The organism is Floridaenema aerugineum BLCC-F46 (genome assembly GCF_041929345.1).
GTDB lineage: Bacteria > Cyanobacteriota > Cyanobacteriia > Cyanobacteriales > Aerosakkonemataceae > Floridanema > Floridanema aerugineum.
This window is the reverse complement of record NZ_JBHFNQ010000218.1, coordinates 70,847-85,722: the sequence shown is the minus strand read 5'-3', so window position 1 is coordinate 85,722 and position 14,876 is coordinate 70,847. Positions and strand designations below refer to the sequence as shown.

The following is a 14,876-nucleotide window of genomic DNA, read 5'->3' as shown; positions in this document are numbered from 1 at the left end:
TTTCAGCTTCTTCACTAACAATGCAGACTGCTAGCGGGATAAGCTTCTCCCAACCGTTCAGGAGTAACTCTAATGAGCTTTTTGATGTTTATCTAACCAAGCTTCGATCGCAGATTTTAAGACAGTTTTTTCATTGTTTTTAATTCCTGCTGGGTCGAAGCGATCGCGATAATAAAGCTCAATAATCGGTATAATATCATCAATTAAATCTCCTCCTAGTGAATCTCTTTTCAGTCTATTAATCCAGTTCTTCAAAGACTCAGAAGAATAACGGTTTAATCCTAAATCATTTAAAGCTTTTTCAACTAAATAAAATTCTGAATTCTTTTTAGCTAACTCAGACTTAACAGTAGGTTTTAACGATATTTGCTTCCTCGACAAACGCCGCGCACCTTTTTTTTGCCCACCTCTCCAGATTAAAATAAATACCAAAGGAAAGATTAACCACCAAACATACTTTAATTCGTTATTACCTCGCAAAAATTTGGAAATTCTGAAACTCAATAGCGACCACAAATCAGTTATCAATGATAATTTAGAAGCCGTTGCATCCTCAATATTTGTCCAATCAGCAGGAGTTGTATCTAATACTTGCCATCTGCCATCTAAATATACCATTGTCCAAGCATGAGCATGGCGACTTCGCACAATATATTGATTTTCTAAATTACTAAACTCATGAACTGAATATCCCACAGCATAACGCGCTGGTATACCTGCTGCACGCAACAAAAGTGTAGTAGCAGTTGCAAAATATTCACAATGTCCAGCACGATTTTTGAGTAAGAATGTTGATATAGGTGTTGCATAATTATCTTTACCAGTCAATTGCAGAGAATAAGTAAAGTTTTTCAGAAAAAACCTATCTACAGTGTTTACTATTTCTTGTGGCGATTTTCCTTCGAGCTTCAGTTGACTAATAACTTGATTAAGTGCTGCTTTTTCTTGATTAGGTATTTCTAGATCTTCTGCTGTTGGTGGATTATCTAAAGACAATTCATGATTAAAATAAGCTTGATAATCAATATCGTTAACTTTTCCCGCTACTTTAACTGCGCCAAACTTGTTTTTCTCCAAACGATTCACTGCTAATCCATCAATTTTAAATGTGCCATCTGGTAGTGCTAATAAACCTTGTCCACCACGAAGGTTAGTAGCAATTGTGATTTTAGAACTCTTGGTTGGTTGATTTGCTAAAGTCCAAGTTGTGCCGTTATTGTCAGGTTGAACAACAGTAAAATTAGGTTTAGATGCTACCCAAATTGAAGATTTGTACTTATTATAAGTTGCTTCTCTCAAAAGTCTAGGGGGAGTTTTTTGAGTTTCAGGGTTGACTCTTAAGACGATTTCGTTCGATCGCTTTAATACCCCAATATCTCCAATATTTGTTTGCTTGCTAGATGAATTTGTCGCTAGTTCGCTACCATGACCTAACCAGATAACTACATGGCTTTCTAAACTTAAATGAAGTTGATGCAATCCAATTTGTCCGATAAATCCTATACTTCCAGCAGTTAGCAATAGACCAAGCCAAATTAGCGGAGAAAACCTTTTAGAACGCACCGACCACAGTGCGATCGTTATTAATAAAAACATCCCCAAATAAAAAGATATATTCCCACTATTGGCATTACTAGCTGATAAAATACAAGCGGCGAGATAGGGATAAGTAATATCAATAGTAAACTGCTTATTGTCTTTTCCCTTGTTGCGATTAAATAGCAAAAAAAGTGATGCAGCATCAATATGTTCATCCACCGAGTAAGTTTGCACAATCAAAAGTGGAAATAAGACAACCGGAAGCCACTGTAAAAGTGTATAAACAAAATAAAATGTAGGGTTTTGAATTAACAGAGAAATAAATAGAACAATCAGAATAATTAAGCATAAATTTGCTACACGACGAACATCAATGCTAGTGAACTCCCATCGCCAAGAGATCGATCGAGAACCCTCAATAATTACAGCCATTGGTATGGCAAAAATCCACAGTCCTGTTTGCCATCCCCAGAATATTAAAGCCGCACCAATTAGCAGTGGTGGAGTTTTCATATTTGCATTAATTCCTCTTGGATTTTACCTAAGTTTAAAATATGAAAAGTTGCTAGTTTATCGGTTAAAGATTTCGTATCCCAACTTTCTGCTTCTTTTTCAATAAGAATTAATACTAAAATATGAATACCCATTCCTTTAAGATAGTTAACTAATTTTTGGCGGGATTCATCCCAAGTTAAGAAGATACAAATGCAGCCACTTAGTAAAGAAATCCTCTCCATAACTACCGAGATAATTGAATCAAAAGCTTTATCCTGACAAGCTACAACAGATGCGAGAATTTCCAACATTTTATCAGTATGACTCAAACCTCTACCAAATGTGAAACAATAAGCTTCGTGACCAACGAACATTAGATCTAATAAGGATTCTTGGGTTTGTACTTCACAGGCTAGGGAAGCTGCGATCGCAACAGCTTCTTCTAAAATTTCGCTATACTTAATAGATTGAAAAGTATCTAAAATTAAAGCGTGTCTAACAAAAAATTCATCCTGTTCTTCTTTAACAATTGGTTTACCAACTTTTGCCCAACTTTTCCAGTGAATTTTTCCCATAGGATCTCCAGGACGATACTCTCGTAAAGACCGAAATTCCTCAGAATCTCCCACCGATGAAGCCAACGCCACCCCACCAGATTGATATCTCCTTGAACCTGGGAGTTTAATTGCTGGGAGATGGTATAGTTTGGGTAAAACTAATAAAGATTGAGGTAAATAATTGGTTACACAAGCATTAAATAACCCAAAAGGATCTGGTCGAATAACTGTTAAATCAGCAAACCGAATTACACCTCGATAATCAGGCGTTATTTCATAAACAACTTCGGTTTTACTGTTAGGTAGAAGCGCAGGTAAATCTATTGCTTTAGCTGTAGCTACTCGTTTTCTCGCTATTAACCATAGCCAGCGATAATATCCCATGTATTTATCAAAAGAATTGCGCTTTTCTTCATTTGGTTCTGGGGTTTCGCTAAATTCTTTAAAAGTGGGACGAGGAGCGGCAAAACTTTCTAATATTTTTAGGTTATTTTGAATCTTATTAGTTTTATTGGAAATGACAATGCGGTATTTTAATTTTACCCCAACTGTTGCAAATCTAGGAAGTATCCTCACTGCACTGAAACGAAAAGCAAAAAAACGACTAAAAACTATTGATACTAATAGAATTGATAAGAGGAAGGTAAATATTTGATAAGTCATATTTTGTGTGGTATCTAAGCCAAGAGTGGCAGAGATAATTACACATAATAAAATTATCAGTCCTTGAGTCGTTAATCGTCGGCGACGGGATTGTTCTAGTGCATAACTGAAACGGAAAAATCGGTAGGTAAAACGGTTCATTTTTTAGGTGGGAACGGGTAGAGATTTGAGGATTTCTTCAACAACTCCGGTAGCAGTTCTTCCAGAAAAACGTGCTTGCGGTTCCATAACTAACCGATGTGCTATTACTGCTACTGCTAATTCTTGAATATGTTCTGGAGTGACAAATTCATAGCCATCAAATAAAGCTAATGCTTGAGCTATTTTCATTAACGCTAGGGAAGCTCTCGGACTTGCTCCTAATTGTACACCTTCTGCCGATCGCGTTGCGTTAACAATATCTACCAAATACCGTTTCAATTCTTCGCTAATTCTAACTTGTTTCACCTGTTGTTTTAAATTGATTACATCTTGTAAATCAACGCAAGATTGAAGTGTATCAATTGGATGTTGTTGAATTTGATCGGAAAGCAAGTTAACTTCGTCTTCAGGTGAGATATAACCTAAACTAAATTGCAATGCAAATCTATCCATTTGCGCTTCTGGTAGTGGATAAGTACCGCGAGATTCTACTGGATTTTGCGTAGCAATGACAAAAAATGGCTCTTTAAGTTTTCGCACATTTCCATCAATGCTGACTTGAAATTCTGCCATTGCTTCTAATAGTGCAGATTGCGTTCTTGGGGAGGCGCGATTAATTTCGTCAGCTAAAACAATATGAGCAAAAATTGGCCCTTCGTGGAAATGAAAAGAGTTATTGCTCGGTTCTAATATAGAAACACCTAAAATATCTGAAGGTAAAAGATCGGGTGTAAATTGAATCCGTTTAAAGGTCACATCAATAGAAAATGCTAAAGCTTTAGCTAAAGTAGTTTTACCTGTTCCTGGGTAATCTTCTAGTAAAACATGACCACCGCTAGCAAAGGCTGACAATAGCTTTCTGACTGCTACTGATTGCCCTTTCATTACTTTTTGAATATTATCGCTAATTCTTTGGTAAATTTCTTGACCAGACAATCCCTTAGTTAAGGAGTTTGTATAGTTTTCATTATTCATTTTGCAAATTTAAAAATAGGGCTTGAGTAGCCTGTGTGATTTTAGATAAGATTAATATAAATTGGTTTTAATTGTTTCGCAAGATTAATGTTGTAAAACTTTAAATAATATCTAGATTACTGGAATTGAGACTATCGCAGCACTAATGCAATAGTCTCAACTTTGATTATTTAGCAGCTTCACCTTTTTTCAAAGCTTTCTCCACTAATTCATCATCGACATTTCCCGCACTTTCAGCCACAGGATTAACGTCTCTAGCCATATCTAAATAATCACTAGGATTGCCTGTAGCTTCGGTTTTTGGCGCACTTTCTTGGGGTTTTGGTACTTCAAAATTGGGTGCTGTCGCCTTTGCTGCTGCTTGGGCACCTTCGCCAGTGCGATCGATTTCACTAACACTAAAAGCCTTCGATGCTTCGTAGTCAGCATCCAAATCTACAGCAGGCATTGGCTCATTCCCACTCGTCATATTTTCTGCTGCTAATTTAGCATCATGAGTAGGTGCTTGGTTAGGTTGAGGAGTTACTTTTTCAGACATAATATTTGCGGTTCCTGTTTTCTAGACTTCCACACCAAGCATAAAGGAGCTATCCTTGCTATTCTGACTCTCTTCCGATAGATCCCAAATCCACCTTTTGAGAGAATATTATTCGCTCTCTAACTATGTCTAAAACTCTATCTGTAGCCAGGGGATTTTATGCCATCAACCCTGTTATTCCTTGAATTTGAACTACTCAAATTTATGGGAAGGAAATCTATGGTTTTAAGTCAAAACACCATCAAGTCTCAAGCGCTATCAGAAGAATCTCTAAAAGTTGTCGATGCTTTTAACGCGCTAAACACAGACGAAAAGTTAGCCCTACTCTATTATGTTTACAAAAAAATGGGCGATTCAATTACCCCAGCAGCGCCAACTGCAACCGATCCACAATTAGCGCCCAAACTTTTAGGCGATTACTATGAATTAGATAGCGATCGCCAATTAGCAATTATGCGCGAAATTGTGAATCGTGAGGACACAGAATATTCCCGTGCTTACGGTACTTTGAAACAAAACAATCAGCTAATGGTTTGGTTTGCTTGGGCGCAAGCAATGGGCGACACAGTGGTAGATATGCCTGGTGATTACCAAGCAACTCAACCGATAAATGACGCTTTAGGACAAATCGAAAAACTGGATTTTGAAGGGCAAATTTCCGTTTTACGTACAGTCGCCGAAAACATGGGCTACACAGACATTCAACCCATTCCCAGCCAAGCGGAAACAGGCAAAACTCCTAGCCTCTAAAGATTCGGGACTGGGGACAAGGGACTGGGAAGGTGGGCAGGTAGGGGGGTGGGGGGAGTTGTTGATGTAGATTTGGGATTCTCCCCATCTCCCCATCTCCCCATCTCTCCATCCCCCCATCCCCCCATCTCCTTACATTCCGGGAAGATCGAGTCCACTAGTCAACTCTTCCATGCGTTCGCGCATGGTAGCGGTTGATTTGTTGTAGGCATTTTTCATTGCGGAAGTAACGATCGCAGACAGAGCTTCTGCACCTTGAGCCACAGCTTCAGGTGAAATTTCCACCCGCTGTGGTTCTTGATTACCATTGAGAACAACCTTGACTAAACCATCGTCAGATTGTCCTTCAATCTCCATTACCTCTAATTCTTCTTGTAGCCTTTTAGCGCCTTCTTGAACCTGTTGAGCTTTCTTAAAAGCTTCGGCTAATTCCTTCATTTTGCCCAAGCCGAAGCCAAATCCCTTTTGCTGTGACATAACCTTATTTGTCTGTTTATACGTAACCCATTCTGGCACAGGCTAGGAACATCGGACGAGGAAAGTTTTCAGAGGAGATGGGGGAAAATAATTTAACTAACTCTTCTTCATCTCCCCCCACCTCCTCTGACGGAATCCACCTCTCTACCTCTTGTTCCCTGTTGCCTTCACTCACCAGAATTTCGGGCCTCAAAATTGAACCTTTCAGTAAAGCTAGAAGTCTAAATAGGCTGAAACTCACCTAAGATTTTCACTTCTGGTTGCAGAGATAAAGACCAATGACGCTCTACTTGATGTTGTACATAGTGAATCAATTGGAAAATATCGTTTGCTTTCGCTCCACCGCAGTTAAGGATAAAGTTAGCATGACGTTCGGCGACTGTGGCACCGCCAATCCGATAACCTTTCAAGCCTGTTTGTTCGATCAACCAACCAGCTTTATGAGGGTTGGGATTGCGGAACACGCTACCGCAGCTAGGTTTGTTATAAGGTTGGGTACTATGACGCTGTTTGAGGTGTTGAGCAGTGGTAGCAATTACTTTAGCTGGATCGGCACCTGGTTTCAATTGAAAGGTAGCTTGAGTTACCAAGCGTTTGTCCCCTTGTAATAGGGAGGTGCGGTAGTTGTAACCTAATTTTTCTGGGGTGAGAATTTCTAGAGAGCCGTTGGGGGAGAGTACATGAGCATTAACCAAGATATCTGCCATGCAACCAGTGTGAGCGCCTGCGTTCATGACTACAGAACCACCGACTGAACCGGGGATGCCTACCGCCCATTCTAGTCCTGACCAGCCCAATTCAGCGGCTCGCCATGCTAGACGGACTAGGGGTTCACCTGCTGCTGCTGTTACTTGTCCGGTTTCTTGGTCAAAGTAAGTATAACGAAGGTGGCGAGTGCAGATGACTAGACCGGACAAACCGCGATCGCTAATCAGTAAATTCGATCCTGCTCCTAAAAGAGTAATTGGTAAATCGCGGTTTATTGCCCATTCAAAGCTAGCTTCTAATTCATTTAAATGCTTAGGGGCTACCAACCATTCGGCAGGTCCACCTACCCGAAACGAAGTAAAGCTAGCCAAAGACACATGAGACTTTACTAAACACTCCGTACCAGGTAAACAAATTTTTTCGGTTTTCAGATTATCTGTTTTGTGCCGCTGACCCTGGAATCTAGCGACATTTAGGCCGTTAACGAGGTCTTTTGAGACAGTCATAGCTCCTCACTTAAGCTTGTATACCGGAAGGCTTCAGAAAAATTTATGGCTCAAGCTTAGGCTCTCAGGCGATATTCTTGAGGCATTCCTTGAGCAGTTTGTTCATAAAAAGCTACTACTTCGGGAATAATCTGATTCAGGTTTCCTGCGCCTAAAAAGATTGCTAGATCCCCTGGCTGAAGATTTTCCGTCAGAAAGCGAGAAACTGCCTTTAAGGAAGGTTGGTAGACTACCTGGGGATGGTGAGCCGCTATTTCTGCGGCTACTTTTTCACCGCTAATATCATTTAATTTTGCTTCTCCAGCGCTGTAAATATCGGTGACAACCACTAAGTCAGCACTGGAGAAACATTGACCAAATTCTGCTAAGAAGGTTTGGGTGCGACTGTAACGGTGAGGTTGAAAGATTGCTACAACTCGGTTTTGGGGAAAATCTAATCCATTAGCTTGAAGCCTCGCAGCTGCTAGGGTGGCGTTGATTTCGCTGGGGTGATGAGCGTAGTCATCAATAAAGCGAATGCCGTTGACTTCGCCACGTTTTTCAAAGCGGCGACTGGCTCCTGAAAATGTGGCGATGGCATCTGCTATCACCTCAAATTCCAATCCCAGATAACGACCTAATGCCACTACCGCTAAGGCATTGCTAAGATTATGCTTCCCTAACAACTGCAAGTTCAACTGTCCCAGGATATTGCCTCGTTCCCAAACCCTTGCGGTTGTTCCCTCGGCTCGGTAAACTACACAATCTACTGTGTAATCTGCACCGATTTCTGGTTGTAAGCTATAACTAATTGCAGGGTTAATGTGTTCTTTTACCGTTGTGCAATCTATGCAGCCGATCGTAGTTTGACAGCGCAAAGCAAATACCTGAAAAGTATCGATCACCTCGTCTAAGTTTTCATAGTGATCTGGATGATCTAATTCAATATTGGTAATAATGCCTATTTCCGAGGAAAGTTTCACCAAAGAACCGTCTGATTCGTCGGCTTCGGCAACTAAATATTTACCTTTACCTAATCGTGCATTACCTCCCCAAGCTGTCACCTCTCCCCCAACTACAATAGTTGGGTCTAAACCAGCTTCTAGCAACAAATATCCCACCATACTGCTAGTAGTGGTTTTACCATGAGTCCCGGCTACTGCGATACTCTGATAATCCTGAATTAAGGCTGCCAACAAATCGGAGCGATGGAGAATCGGACAACCCAAATCTAATGCAGCGCGATATTCACTATTGGCAGGATTAATCGCCGTAGAACAAACAACTTGGGGTAAAACTGACTCTTTTCGTGCTACTGCCAAGTAAGCTGTGCCGTTGTTTGCTGATTCCCCAAAGTGAAGATTTGTGGCACCTAGACAACCTGAGTTAGGGCTAGAACTGAAAAATTCTAAATTACTTGCTTGTTGTTCGGCAAATATATGAGCGCCTATTGCTTGTAAACGCTCGGTAATATGACTAGAACGAATATCTGAGCCAGACACGGGTAATTTGCGTTTGGCGATTACATAAGCGAGTGCTGACATACCAATTCCACCGATGCCGATGAAATGAAATGGTCTGCCGCTAAAATCTACTGAAGTTAGCATCGTAGCTCCTTACACACCACATAAAACCACACACCACAGATAACAGGCGTTATCATAGCAGGAAATATTTTTTCCCGATACCGATTAAAGCAGGATCTTATAAGCTAAGATTGCACAATTTTCCCTAAACTGAGCTTTTTAGATATTACGATGATTTATAACTATAAGATTGCGGAATGTTTCTCATCTGTTGTGTAGCTATACGCTATTTATCTTTGTAATTCAGGAAATTTAAGCTAGTGCCAGCCAAAAAGAGGTCTGTAACTGCCTGATGGAAGTTCAAAATCGGGAAAACTGTTCAGGAGTTCCCTATTCCCTGTTTCCTTTTTTGATGAAAAAGTAATGTTTGGGTATGCAAAAAGTAGCTATTTTCGGGGGTACGTTCGATCCGATTCACTGGGGACATCTGTTGATTGCCCAAACGGCTGTCGATCAGTTGGGATTAGATCGCGTAATCTGGGTGGTCGATCGCTCTCCCCCCCACAAAAAACTTTCTCCCAAATTAAATTTTCCCTATCGTTGGGAAATGGTGCAATTGGCGATCGCCGATCGCCCAGCCTTTATCCTCCCGGATCTAACAACCCATTTTCCCGGACATTCTTACGCCATTGAAACCCTAACCCACCTGCAAGCTATTTATCCGCAAACTCACTGGCATTGGATCGTTGGTCAAGATGCTTTTGCCACTTTACCACGCTGGTATCGTCGCCAAGAATTGATCCCTAAATGTAATTGGTTAGTCGCACCTCGGAAAGAAGGCAGCAACATCGAACTGGAGTTACTTGCTAAAACAGTAGTCGAGCAACTAGCCACTCAATCTATACCCATCCGCTGGCAAGTTTTGTCAGTACCACAATTAGCGATCTCTTCTAGTTTAATTCGCCAGTACTGCTCTGAACACCGCTCCATCCGTTACTTAGTTCCCGAAGCAGTCAGAACTTACATCCTGAATCAGCAACTTTACCAGGAACATCACGAAGAAAAAATTTAACTGAGATTTCCTCTGATCCCAAATAGTTCAAGAGCATTCTATTGGTACACCCTTTGCGATATGATGTGGTTCAATACTTGGGTTTTATCATTACAGTAGACAGAGGGCAAGACGCAGTGATAAGAGTAGCCATCAACGGTTTTGGACGCATCGGACGTAATTTCTTGCGTTGCTGGGCAGGAAGAGAAAATAGTCATTTTGAGGTAGTCGCAATTAATGACACCTCCGATCCGAAAACAAACGCACACCTGCTGAAATATGACACGATGCTAGGAACGTTTGCTGCGGATGTCAGTGCCGATGATAATTCGATAATTCTCAATGGCAAGACGATTAAATGTGTATCCGATCGTAATCCAGAAAACTTGCCCTGGAAAGACTGGGATATCGATCTAATCATTGAATCTACTGGCGTATTCACCAGCAGAGAGGGAGCATCCAAACATTTAAACGCTGGTGCGAAAAAGGTTCTGATTACCGCCCCAGGCAAAAATGATGATGGTACTTTTGTGGTTGGGGTCAACGATCATGATTATGACCATGATAAGCACGTAATCATCAGCAACGCTAGCTGTACCACTAACTGCTTGTCTCCAGTGGCTAAGGTAATTCATGAGAATTTCGGGATTATCAAGGGTACAATGACCACTACCCACAGCTACACCGGAGATCAACGTCTTTTGGATGCTTCTCACAGAGATGTGCGTCGGGCAAGAGCAGCCGCAATGAATATTGTACCTACCTCTACTGGTGCTGCTAAGGCCGTGGCTTTAGTATTGCCAGAATTGAAGGGCAAACTTAATGGTATCGCTTTGCGCGTTCCTACTCCCAACGTTTCTGTAGTGGACTTGGTGGTAATCGTAGAGAAGGAAACTTTTGCAGAAAAAGTTAACGAAACTCTTAAAGAAGCAGCAGAAGGCCCGTTGAAGGGTATTCTCGAATATAGCGATTTAGAGTTGGTGTCTTCTGACTATAAAGGTCATGATGCTTCCTCGATCGTTGATGCTAGCCTAACTATGGTTATGGGTGGCAATATGGTGAAAGTCGTTGCTTGGTACGACAACGAATGGGGTTATTCTCAACGGGTTGTCGATTTGGCAGAATTGGTTGGTAAAAAGTGGGTTAAGTAATTAATTTGCTCAATCCCATCGAGATCCCCGACTTCTCGAAGAAGTCGGGGATCTGTGTATATGTGTACTAAAATTAGAATATTCTTCTCAATAGCTGAGTTTGATTCAGTAAAAAGCTGCTTACAGGCTCGGTTTAAATCAAATTTTACTAGCTAAACTCATGAGTCACGATATGGATGCTTCGCGCCTTTACCCGACTCGCATTGACATTCCTGCGGAAGTGCGATCGCAAATTGCCGAAATTCTTAACCAAAGTCTTGCATCTACTTTAGATCTGAAAACTCAAGTGAAGCAAGCTCACTGGAATGTCAAAGGCATGGATTTCTTCCAGTTGCATGAGTTGTTCGATGAAATGGCAACTGAGTTAGAAGAGTTTATCGATTTGATCGCGGAACGGATTACAGCTTTAGGTGGCGTAGCTTTGGGTACGGCACGGATTGCTGCTGAACGTTCTACTTTGCCAGAGTATCCTTTAGATATTTTAGATGGCAAATCTCATGTTACCGCTTTGGCAGAACGCTATGCTCCTTATGCTAAGTTGATTCGGGATGCCATCGATAAAACTGGCAGTTTGGGTGATGCTGATACTGCCGATCTTTACACGGAAGTTTCCCGTGCGATCGATAAGCGTTTATGGTTCTTAGAAGCACATTTGCAAGCTTAGTCAATGGTTATTAGTCATTTGTCATTTGTTAAAGTTTTGACCAATGACTAATGACTAATGACTAATGACTAATGACTATTATGTTTTTTTAGCTAACAAAGGGGCAGCTTTTAATAATGTTTGAGTGTAGGGGTGTTGGGGTTTGGTGAAAAGTTGGTGAGTGGGGCCAATTTCTACTATTTTACCGCTATTCATGACGGCGATGCGATCGCAGAAAAACCGCGCTACCCAAAGGTCATGAGTAATAAATAAATAAGTTAAATCAAAATCTCGCTTTAATTCCAACATTAATTCTAAAACTTGGGTTTGCACACTAGCATCTAACATACTTACTGGCTCATCACAGATTACCAATTTCGGGCGAGTAATTAAAGCTCTAGCAATAGCTACCCTTTGTTGTTGTCCTCCAGATAAATCAGAAGGATATCGTTCATAATAATCTTCAACTGGTGTTAATCCCACTCTTTTAAGCATTTCTAATACTAGGGTTTTTGCTTCGGTGGGAGTTGCTAATTTATGAATAAATAAGGGATCGCTAATACTTTGTCCGACTGTCATCCGAGGATTTAAACAAGCATGGGGATCTTGAAAAATCATTTGAATGTCTCTTCTAGTTAGTCGCATTGACTCACGAGGAAGAGTGGTAAGTTCTTTGCCTAAAAATTCGACTTTTCCAGAAGTAGGATGAATTAATTGTAAGATTGTCCGGGATAAGGTACTTTTCCCACAACCAGATTCTCCCACCAACCCTAATATTTCCCCTGGATAAAGTTCTAAATTAATCCCATCAACAGCTTTAATAGTTTGACTTTTACGAGCCAATAATTTCTCAATAAAACCACTTTCTAAACTGTAATGCTGTTTCAAATCCTGAACTTGCAAAATCGGACTTTTGCCCCTCTGCCCCTCTGCCCCTCTGCCCCTCTGCCCCTCTGCTTCCTTCTCATCAACTGCTTGTAAATGCAGTGCTGCTTGTAGGAGCGATCGCGTATATTGATGCTGAGGATGGTAAATAATTGAGTCAGTTTTGCCAGTTTCAACTATTTTCCCATTGTACATTACTGCCATGCGATCGCAATATTCCCCCACCATTGCCAAGTCGTGAGAAATTAACAATAAAGCCATTTCTCTTTCCCGACAAAGCCGAGTTAATTCATCTAAAATTTGCGCCGAAACAGTAACATCTAAACTCGTTGTTGGTTCATCTGCTACAATTAATTTAGGGTTGAGGAGGAGGGCGAGTGCGATCGCCACTCTTTGCCGCATTCCCCCGCTAAATTCATGGGGATATTGCGCCCATCTACTAGCAGGAATCTTCACCGCTTCTAAAGTAGCAATTGCCTTTTCCTTCGCCTCACGGGAAGATAATTCAGGTTGATGTGCTTTGAGAGTTTCGATGCAATGTTCGCCAATAGTCATCAGCGGATCGAGGCGAGTCATTGGATCTTGAAAAATCAATGCTACCGCTTCTCCTCGAAAGCGACGCACCTCTGATGGAGACAGATCGAAAACCGATCGATCCTGAAAAGTTACTCTTCCTTCAATGCGCGTTGATGTAGGTAACAAACGCATTGCTGCACGTCCTAAAGTAGACTTTCCGCAACCAGATTCTCCCACCAATCCCAGACGTTCACCAGGTTTTAAAGTAAAAGAAACATCATCAACAGCCCATTGAATATTTTCCGAAATTGATGAAGCTAGAGGATAAGCTACGCGCAAATTTTCTACAGCAAAGAGAACTTTGTCACCAGTCATTAGTCATTAGTCCTTTGTCATTGGTCATTTGTTATATAATCATAATAAGTTCGTAGTAATGACTTTAGTCGTTATCACCGTCATTGCTCAATGACCAATGACCAATGACTAATCAAATTACTTATTAAATCGCCGCATTAAGTAAGCAACACCAAAATCGCCATTAGGATGATTTTCGAGGATTTCTGCTAATTCAAAAACCATTGATGCGACTTTTGCACCGAGTTTTGCTTCAGTCGCTTGACGTTCTTTTTCTGCATATTCCATCTCCCGCACTCTTGATTGCCATTCATGAGAAAACAGTTGTTCAATATTAGTATGTAAACCTAGTTTTTCCAGAACTTCCCATTCTCCTTTATCGCACCAAATTCCACCGCAGTGCATACAACGCTCGATATAAAAACAGCGATTATAGAAAACTCTAGCTCTTGTTAGGTAATGCTGACATTCGGGACAGAGTGCTGCACGATTATCATTAGGAGAGGGGACAAAATTGGAGTCTGTGACAGAGCTACTAGCGATTAACTTTGGTTCAGCTAATCTTGGGGGTTGAGATAATATCCATTCTTCGTAGCTAGTGTGAGAAATCCAGTTTCCTTGACAATCTGGGCAATGTTTGACGGGTAATTTATCAGATAATGTACCATCAACTAAGCTTATACGCTGATTTTTGGGACACTGCACGGTTTTTTCAATCCTCTGGGAAACTCTTCGATAATATTGAACCAATTTCGATATTACTACGGTGGCCCTAGAGAGAAAATATTTTTTCCTGAAGTGCAGCGATCGTACATCAAAACTCCTTGGGTCTGAAACCCCTCTTTTGAGTAACTTTAGAGAGGATTAGGCAAAATTTCAGGGGCAGAAGTCAAAGATCTAAAATCGCTTGCGAGTAATTTGTTAAGGTTTGCAGACGGGAGCGGATTTGGGCTATTTTGGTTTGTGCGGTTGCCCTTTGGCGAGAAGCTTGTAAAAAGGTGAGATCAATTCCTAGTAGTTGAAGTTGCTTGTTGATTTCTGTTAGGTAGGATTGTAAGCGAGAGGCTATGGCTGGTTCTAAGTCATCTAAACTTAAATTGGCAATTTCTTCGGTAAAAACTGCTTGTAATTGAGCGAAATCCTGTTTTAACTCCAGTTTGGCTGAGCTTGTGGCTGCGGTTTGTTGGTTTTCTGGTGATTGTGAGATAGATGAGTAGCCATTGAGTAGATTTTGACAATGCTCGATGGTTAGTAAAAATTTCTGATAGCGATCGCGAAATGAATTTGGCAACATTATGTAAATGCTTGAGATACAATCTTATGTAACAAAAGTTTTCATTAATGCAGACAGTTATTTAACTGGGGATGAGACATAGCTTAAGCCAAGTTTTAGGTTTTGGGCAGTTCTGATTCCTTACGTTA

The 14,876-nt window shown here is 40.9% G+C and carries 15 protein-coding genes; 4 read left to right on the top strand and 11 right to left on the bottom strand.

Going from position 1 to position 14,876, the window contains the following annotated elements; genetic code table 11:
• Positions 1–69: 69 nt before the first annotated feature.
• The 4 genes from ACE1CC_RS30410 to ACE1CC_RS30395 form a co-directional block, all read right to left on the bottom strand.
• Positions 70–2,052, bottom strand: a complete 1,983-nt coding sequence (locus ACE1CC_RS30410; protein WP_413274170.1) for a transglutaminase-like domain-containing protein — start codon at positions 2,050–2,052, stop codon at positions 70–72.
• The gene (locus ACE1CC_RS30405; protein WP_413274169.1) at positions 2,049–3,395 is read right to left on the bottom strand and encodes a DUF58 domain-containing protein; all 1,347 of its coding nucleotides are present in this window, start codon (positions 3,393–3,395) and stop codon (positions 2,049–2,051) included. Before ACE1CC_RS30405 ends, ACE1CC_RS30410 begins: the two co-directional genes overlap by 4 nt.
• Before the next feature lie 3 nt (positions 3,396–3,398).
• Complete coding sequence (locus ACE1CC_RS30400) at positions 3,399–4,370, bottom strand: AAA family ATPase (protein ID WP_413274168.1); 972 nt, start codon at positions 4,368–4,370, stop codon at positions 3,399–3,401.
• Between the two features lie 166 nt (positions 4,371–4,536).
• Positions 4,537–4,908 carry a hypothetical protein gene (locus tag ACE1CC_RS30395; RefSeq protein ID WP_413274167.1) on the bottom strand — a complete coding sequence of 124 codons (372 nt, stop codon included), beginning with the start codon at positions 4,906–4,908 and terminating at the stop codon, positions 4,537–4,539.
• A 219-nt stretch (positions 4,909–5,127) separates the two neighbouring features.
• Between ACE1CC_RS30395 and ACE1CC_RS30390 the strand changes: the two genes are divergently transcribed.
• Positions 5,128–5,658, top strand: a complete 531-nt coding sequence (locus tag ACE1CC_RS30390) for an orange carotenoid protein N-terminal domain-containing protein (protein ID WP_413274166.1) — start codon at positions 5,128–5,130, stop codon at positions 5,656–5,658.
• A gap of 132 nt (positions 5,659–5,790) precedes the next feature.
• Here ACE1CC_RS30390 and ACE1CC_RS30385 read toward each other — a convergent pair whose 3' ends face one another.
• Genes ACE1CC_RS30385 through murC form a run of 4 tightly spaced genes read right to left on the bottom strand, consistent with a single transcriptional unit; the run spans position 5,791 to position 8,935 of the window.
• A complete protein-coding gene (locus ACE1CC_RS30385) occupies positions 5,791–6,135 on the bottom strand; it encodes a YbaB/EbfC family nucleoid-associated protein (protein WP_413274165.1) in 345 nt (114 codons plus the stop codon).
• Positions 6,136–6,151: 16 nt separating this feature from the next.
• On the bottom strand, positions 6,152–6,328 hold the full coding sequence (locus ACE1CC_RS30380) for a hypothetical protein (protein WP_413274164.1): 177 nt from the start codon (positions 6,326–6,328) through the stop codon (positions 6,152–6,154).
• A 28-nt stretch (positions 6,329–6,356) separates the two neighbouring features.
• Positions 6,357–7,349 (bottom strand): UDP-N-acetylmuramate dehydrogenase, encoded by a 993-nt coding sequence (murB, locus tag ACE1CC_RS30375; protein WP_413274163.1) that lies wholly within the window; start codon positions 7,347–7,349, stop codon positions 6,357–6,359.
• A gap of 56 nt (positions 7,350–7,405) precedes the next feature.
• Positions 7,406–8,935 carry a UDP-N-acetylmuramate--L-alanine ligase gene (gene murC / locus ACE1CC_RS30370; protein ID WP_413274162.1) on the bottom strand — a complete coding sequence of 510 codons (1,530 nt, stop codon included), beginning with the start codon at positions 8,933–8,935 and terminating at the stop codon, positions 7,406–7,408.
• Positions 8,936–9,287: 352 nt separating this feature from the next.
• Here murC and nadD point away from each other — a divergent pair, with 352 nt between their 5' ends.
• From nadD to dps, 3 genes are all read left to right on the top strand, one after another.
• Positions 9,288–9,926, top strand: coding sequence for a nicotinate (nicotinamide) nucleotide adenylyltransferase (nadD, locus tag ACE1CC_RS30365; RefSeq protein ID WP_413274161.1), 639 nt, complete (start codon positions 9,288–9,290; stop codon positions 9,924–9,926).
• 116 nt (positions 9,927–10,042) lie between these two features.
• Positions 10,043–11,056: a type I glyceraldehyde-3-phosphate dehydrogenase gene (locus ACE1CC_RS30360; protein ID WP_413274201.1), complete on the top strand. Its 1,014-nt coding sequence runs from the start codon at positions 10,043–10,045 to the stop codon at positions 11,054–11,056.
• A gap of 160 nt (positions 11,057–11,216) precedes the next feature.
• Positions 11,217–11,720, top strand: a complete 504-nt coding sequence (gene dps / locus ACE1CC_RS30355; RefSeq protein WP_413274160.1) for a DNA starvation/stationary phase protection protein Dps — start codon at positions 11,217–11,219, stop codon at positions 11,718–11,720.
• 78 nt (positions 11,721–11,798) lie between these two features.
• Here the strand turns inward: dps and ACE1CC_RS30350 are convergent, their stop codons facing one another.
• From ACE1CC_RS30350 to patD, 3 genes are all read right to left on the bottom strand, one after another.
• Positions 11,799–13,475, bottom strand: coding sequence for a dipeptide ABC transporter ATP-binding protein (locus ACE1CC_RS30350; RefSeq protein ID WP_413274159.1), 1,677 nt, complete (start codon positions 13,473–13,475; stop codon positions 11,799–11,801).
• Between the two features lie 117 nt (positions 13,476–13,592).
• Complete coding sequence (locus ACE1CC_RS30345; protein WP_413274158.1) at positions 13,593–14,159, bottom strand: TFIIB-type zinc ribbon-containing protein; 567 nt, start codon at positions 14,157–14,159, stop codon at positions 13,593–13,595.
• A 184-nt stretch (positions 14,160–14,343) separates the two neighbouring features.
• Positions 14,344–14,748 (bottom strand): heterocyst frequency control protein PatD, encoded by a 405-nt coding sequence (patD, locus tag ACE1CC_RS30340; protein WP_413274157.1) that lies wholly within the window; start codon positions 14,746–14,748, stop codon positions 14,344–14,346.
• Positions 14,749–14,876: the final 128 nt, after the last annotated feature.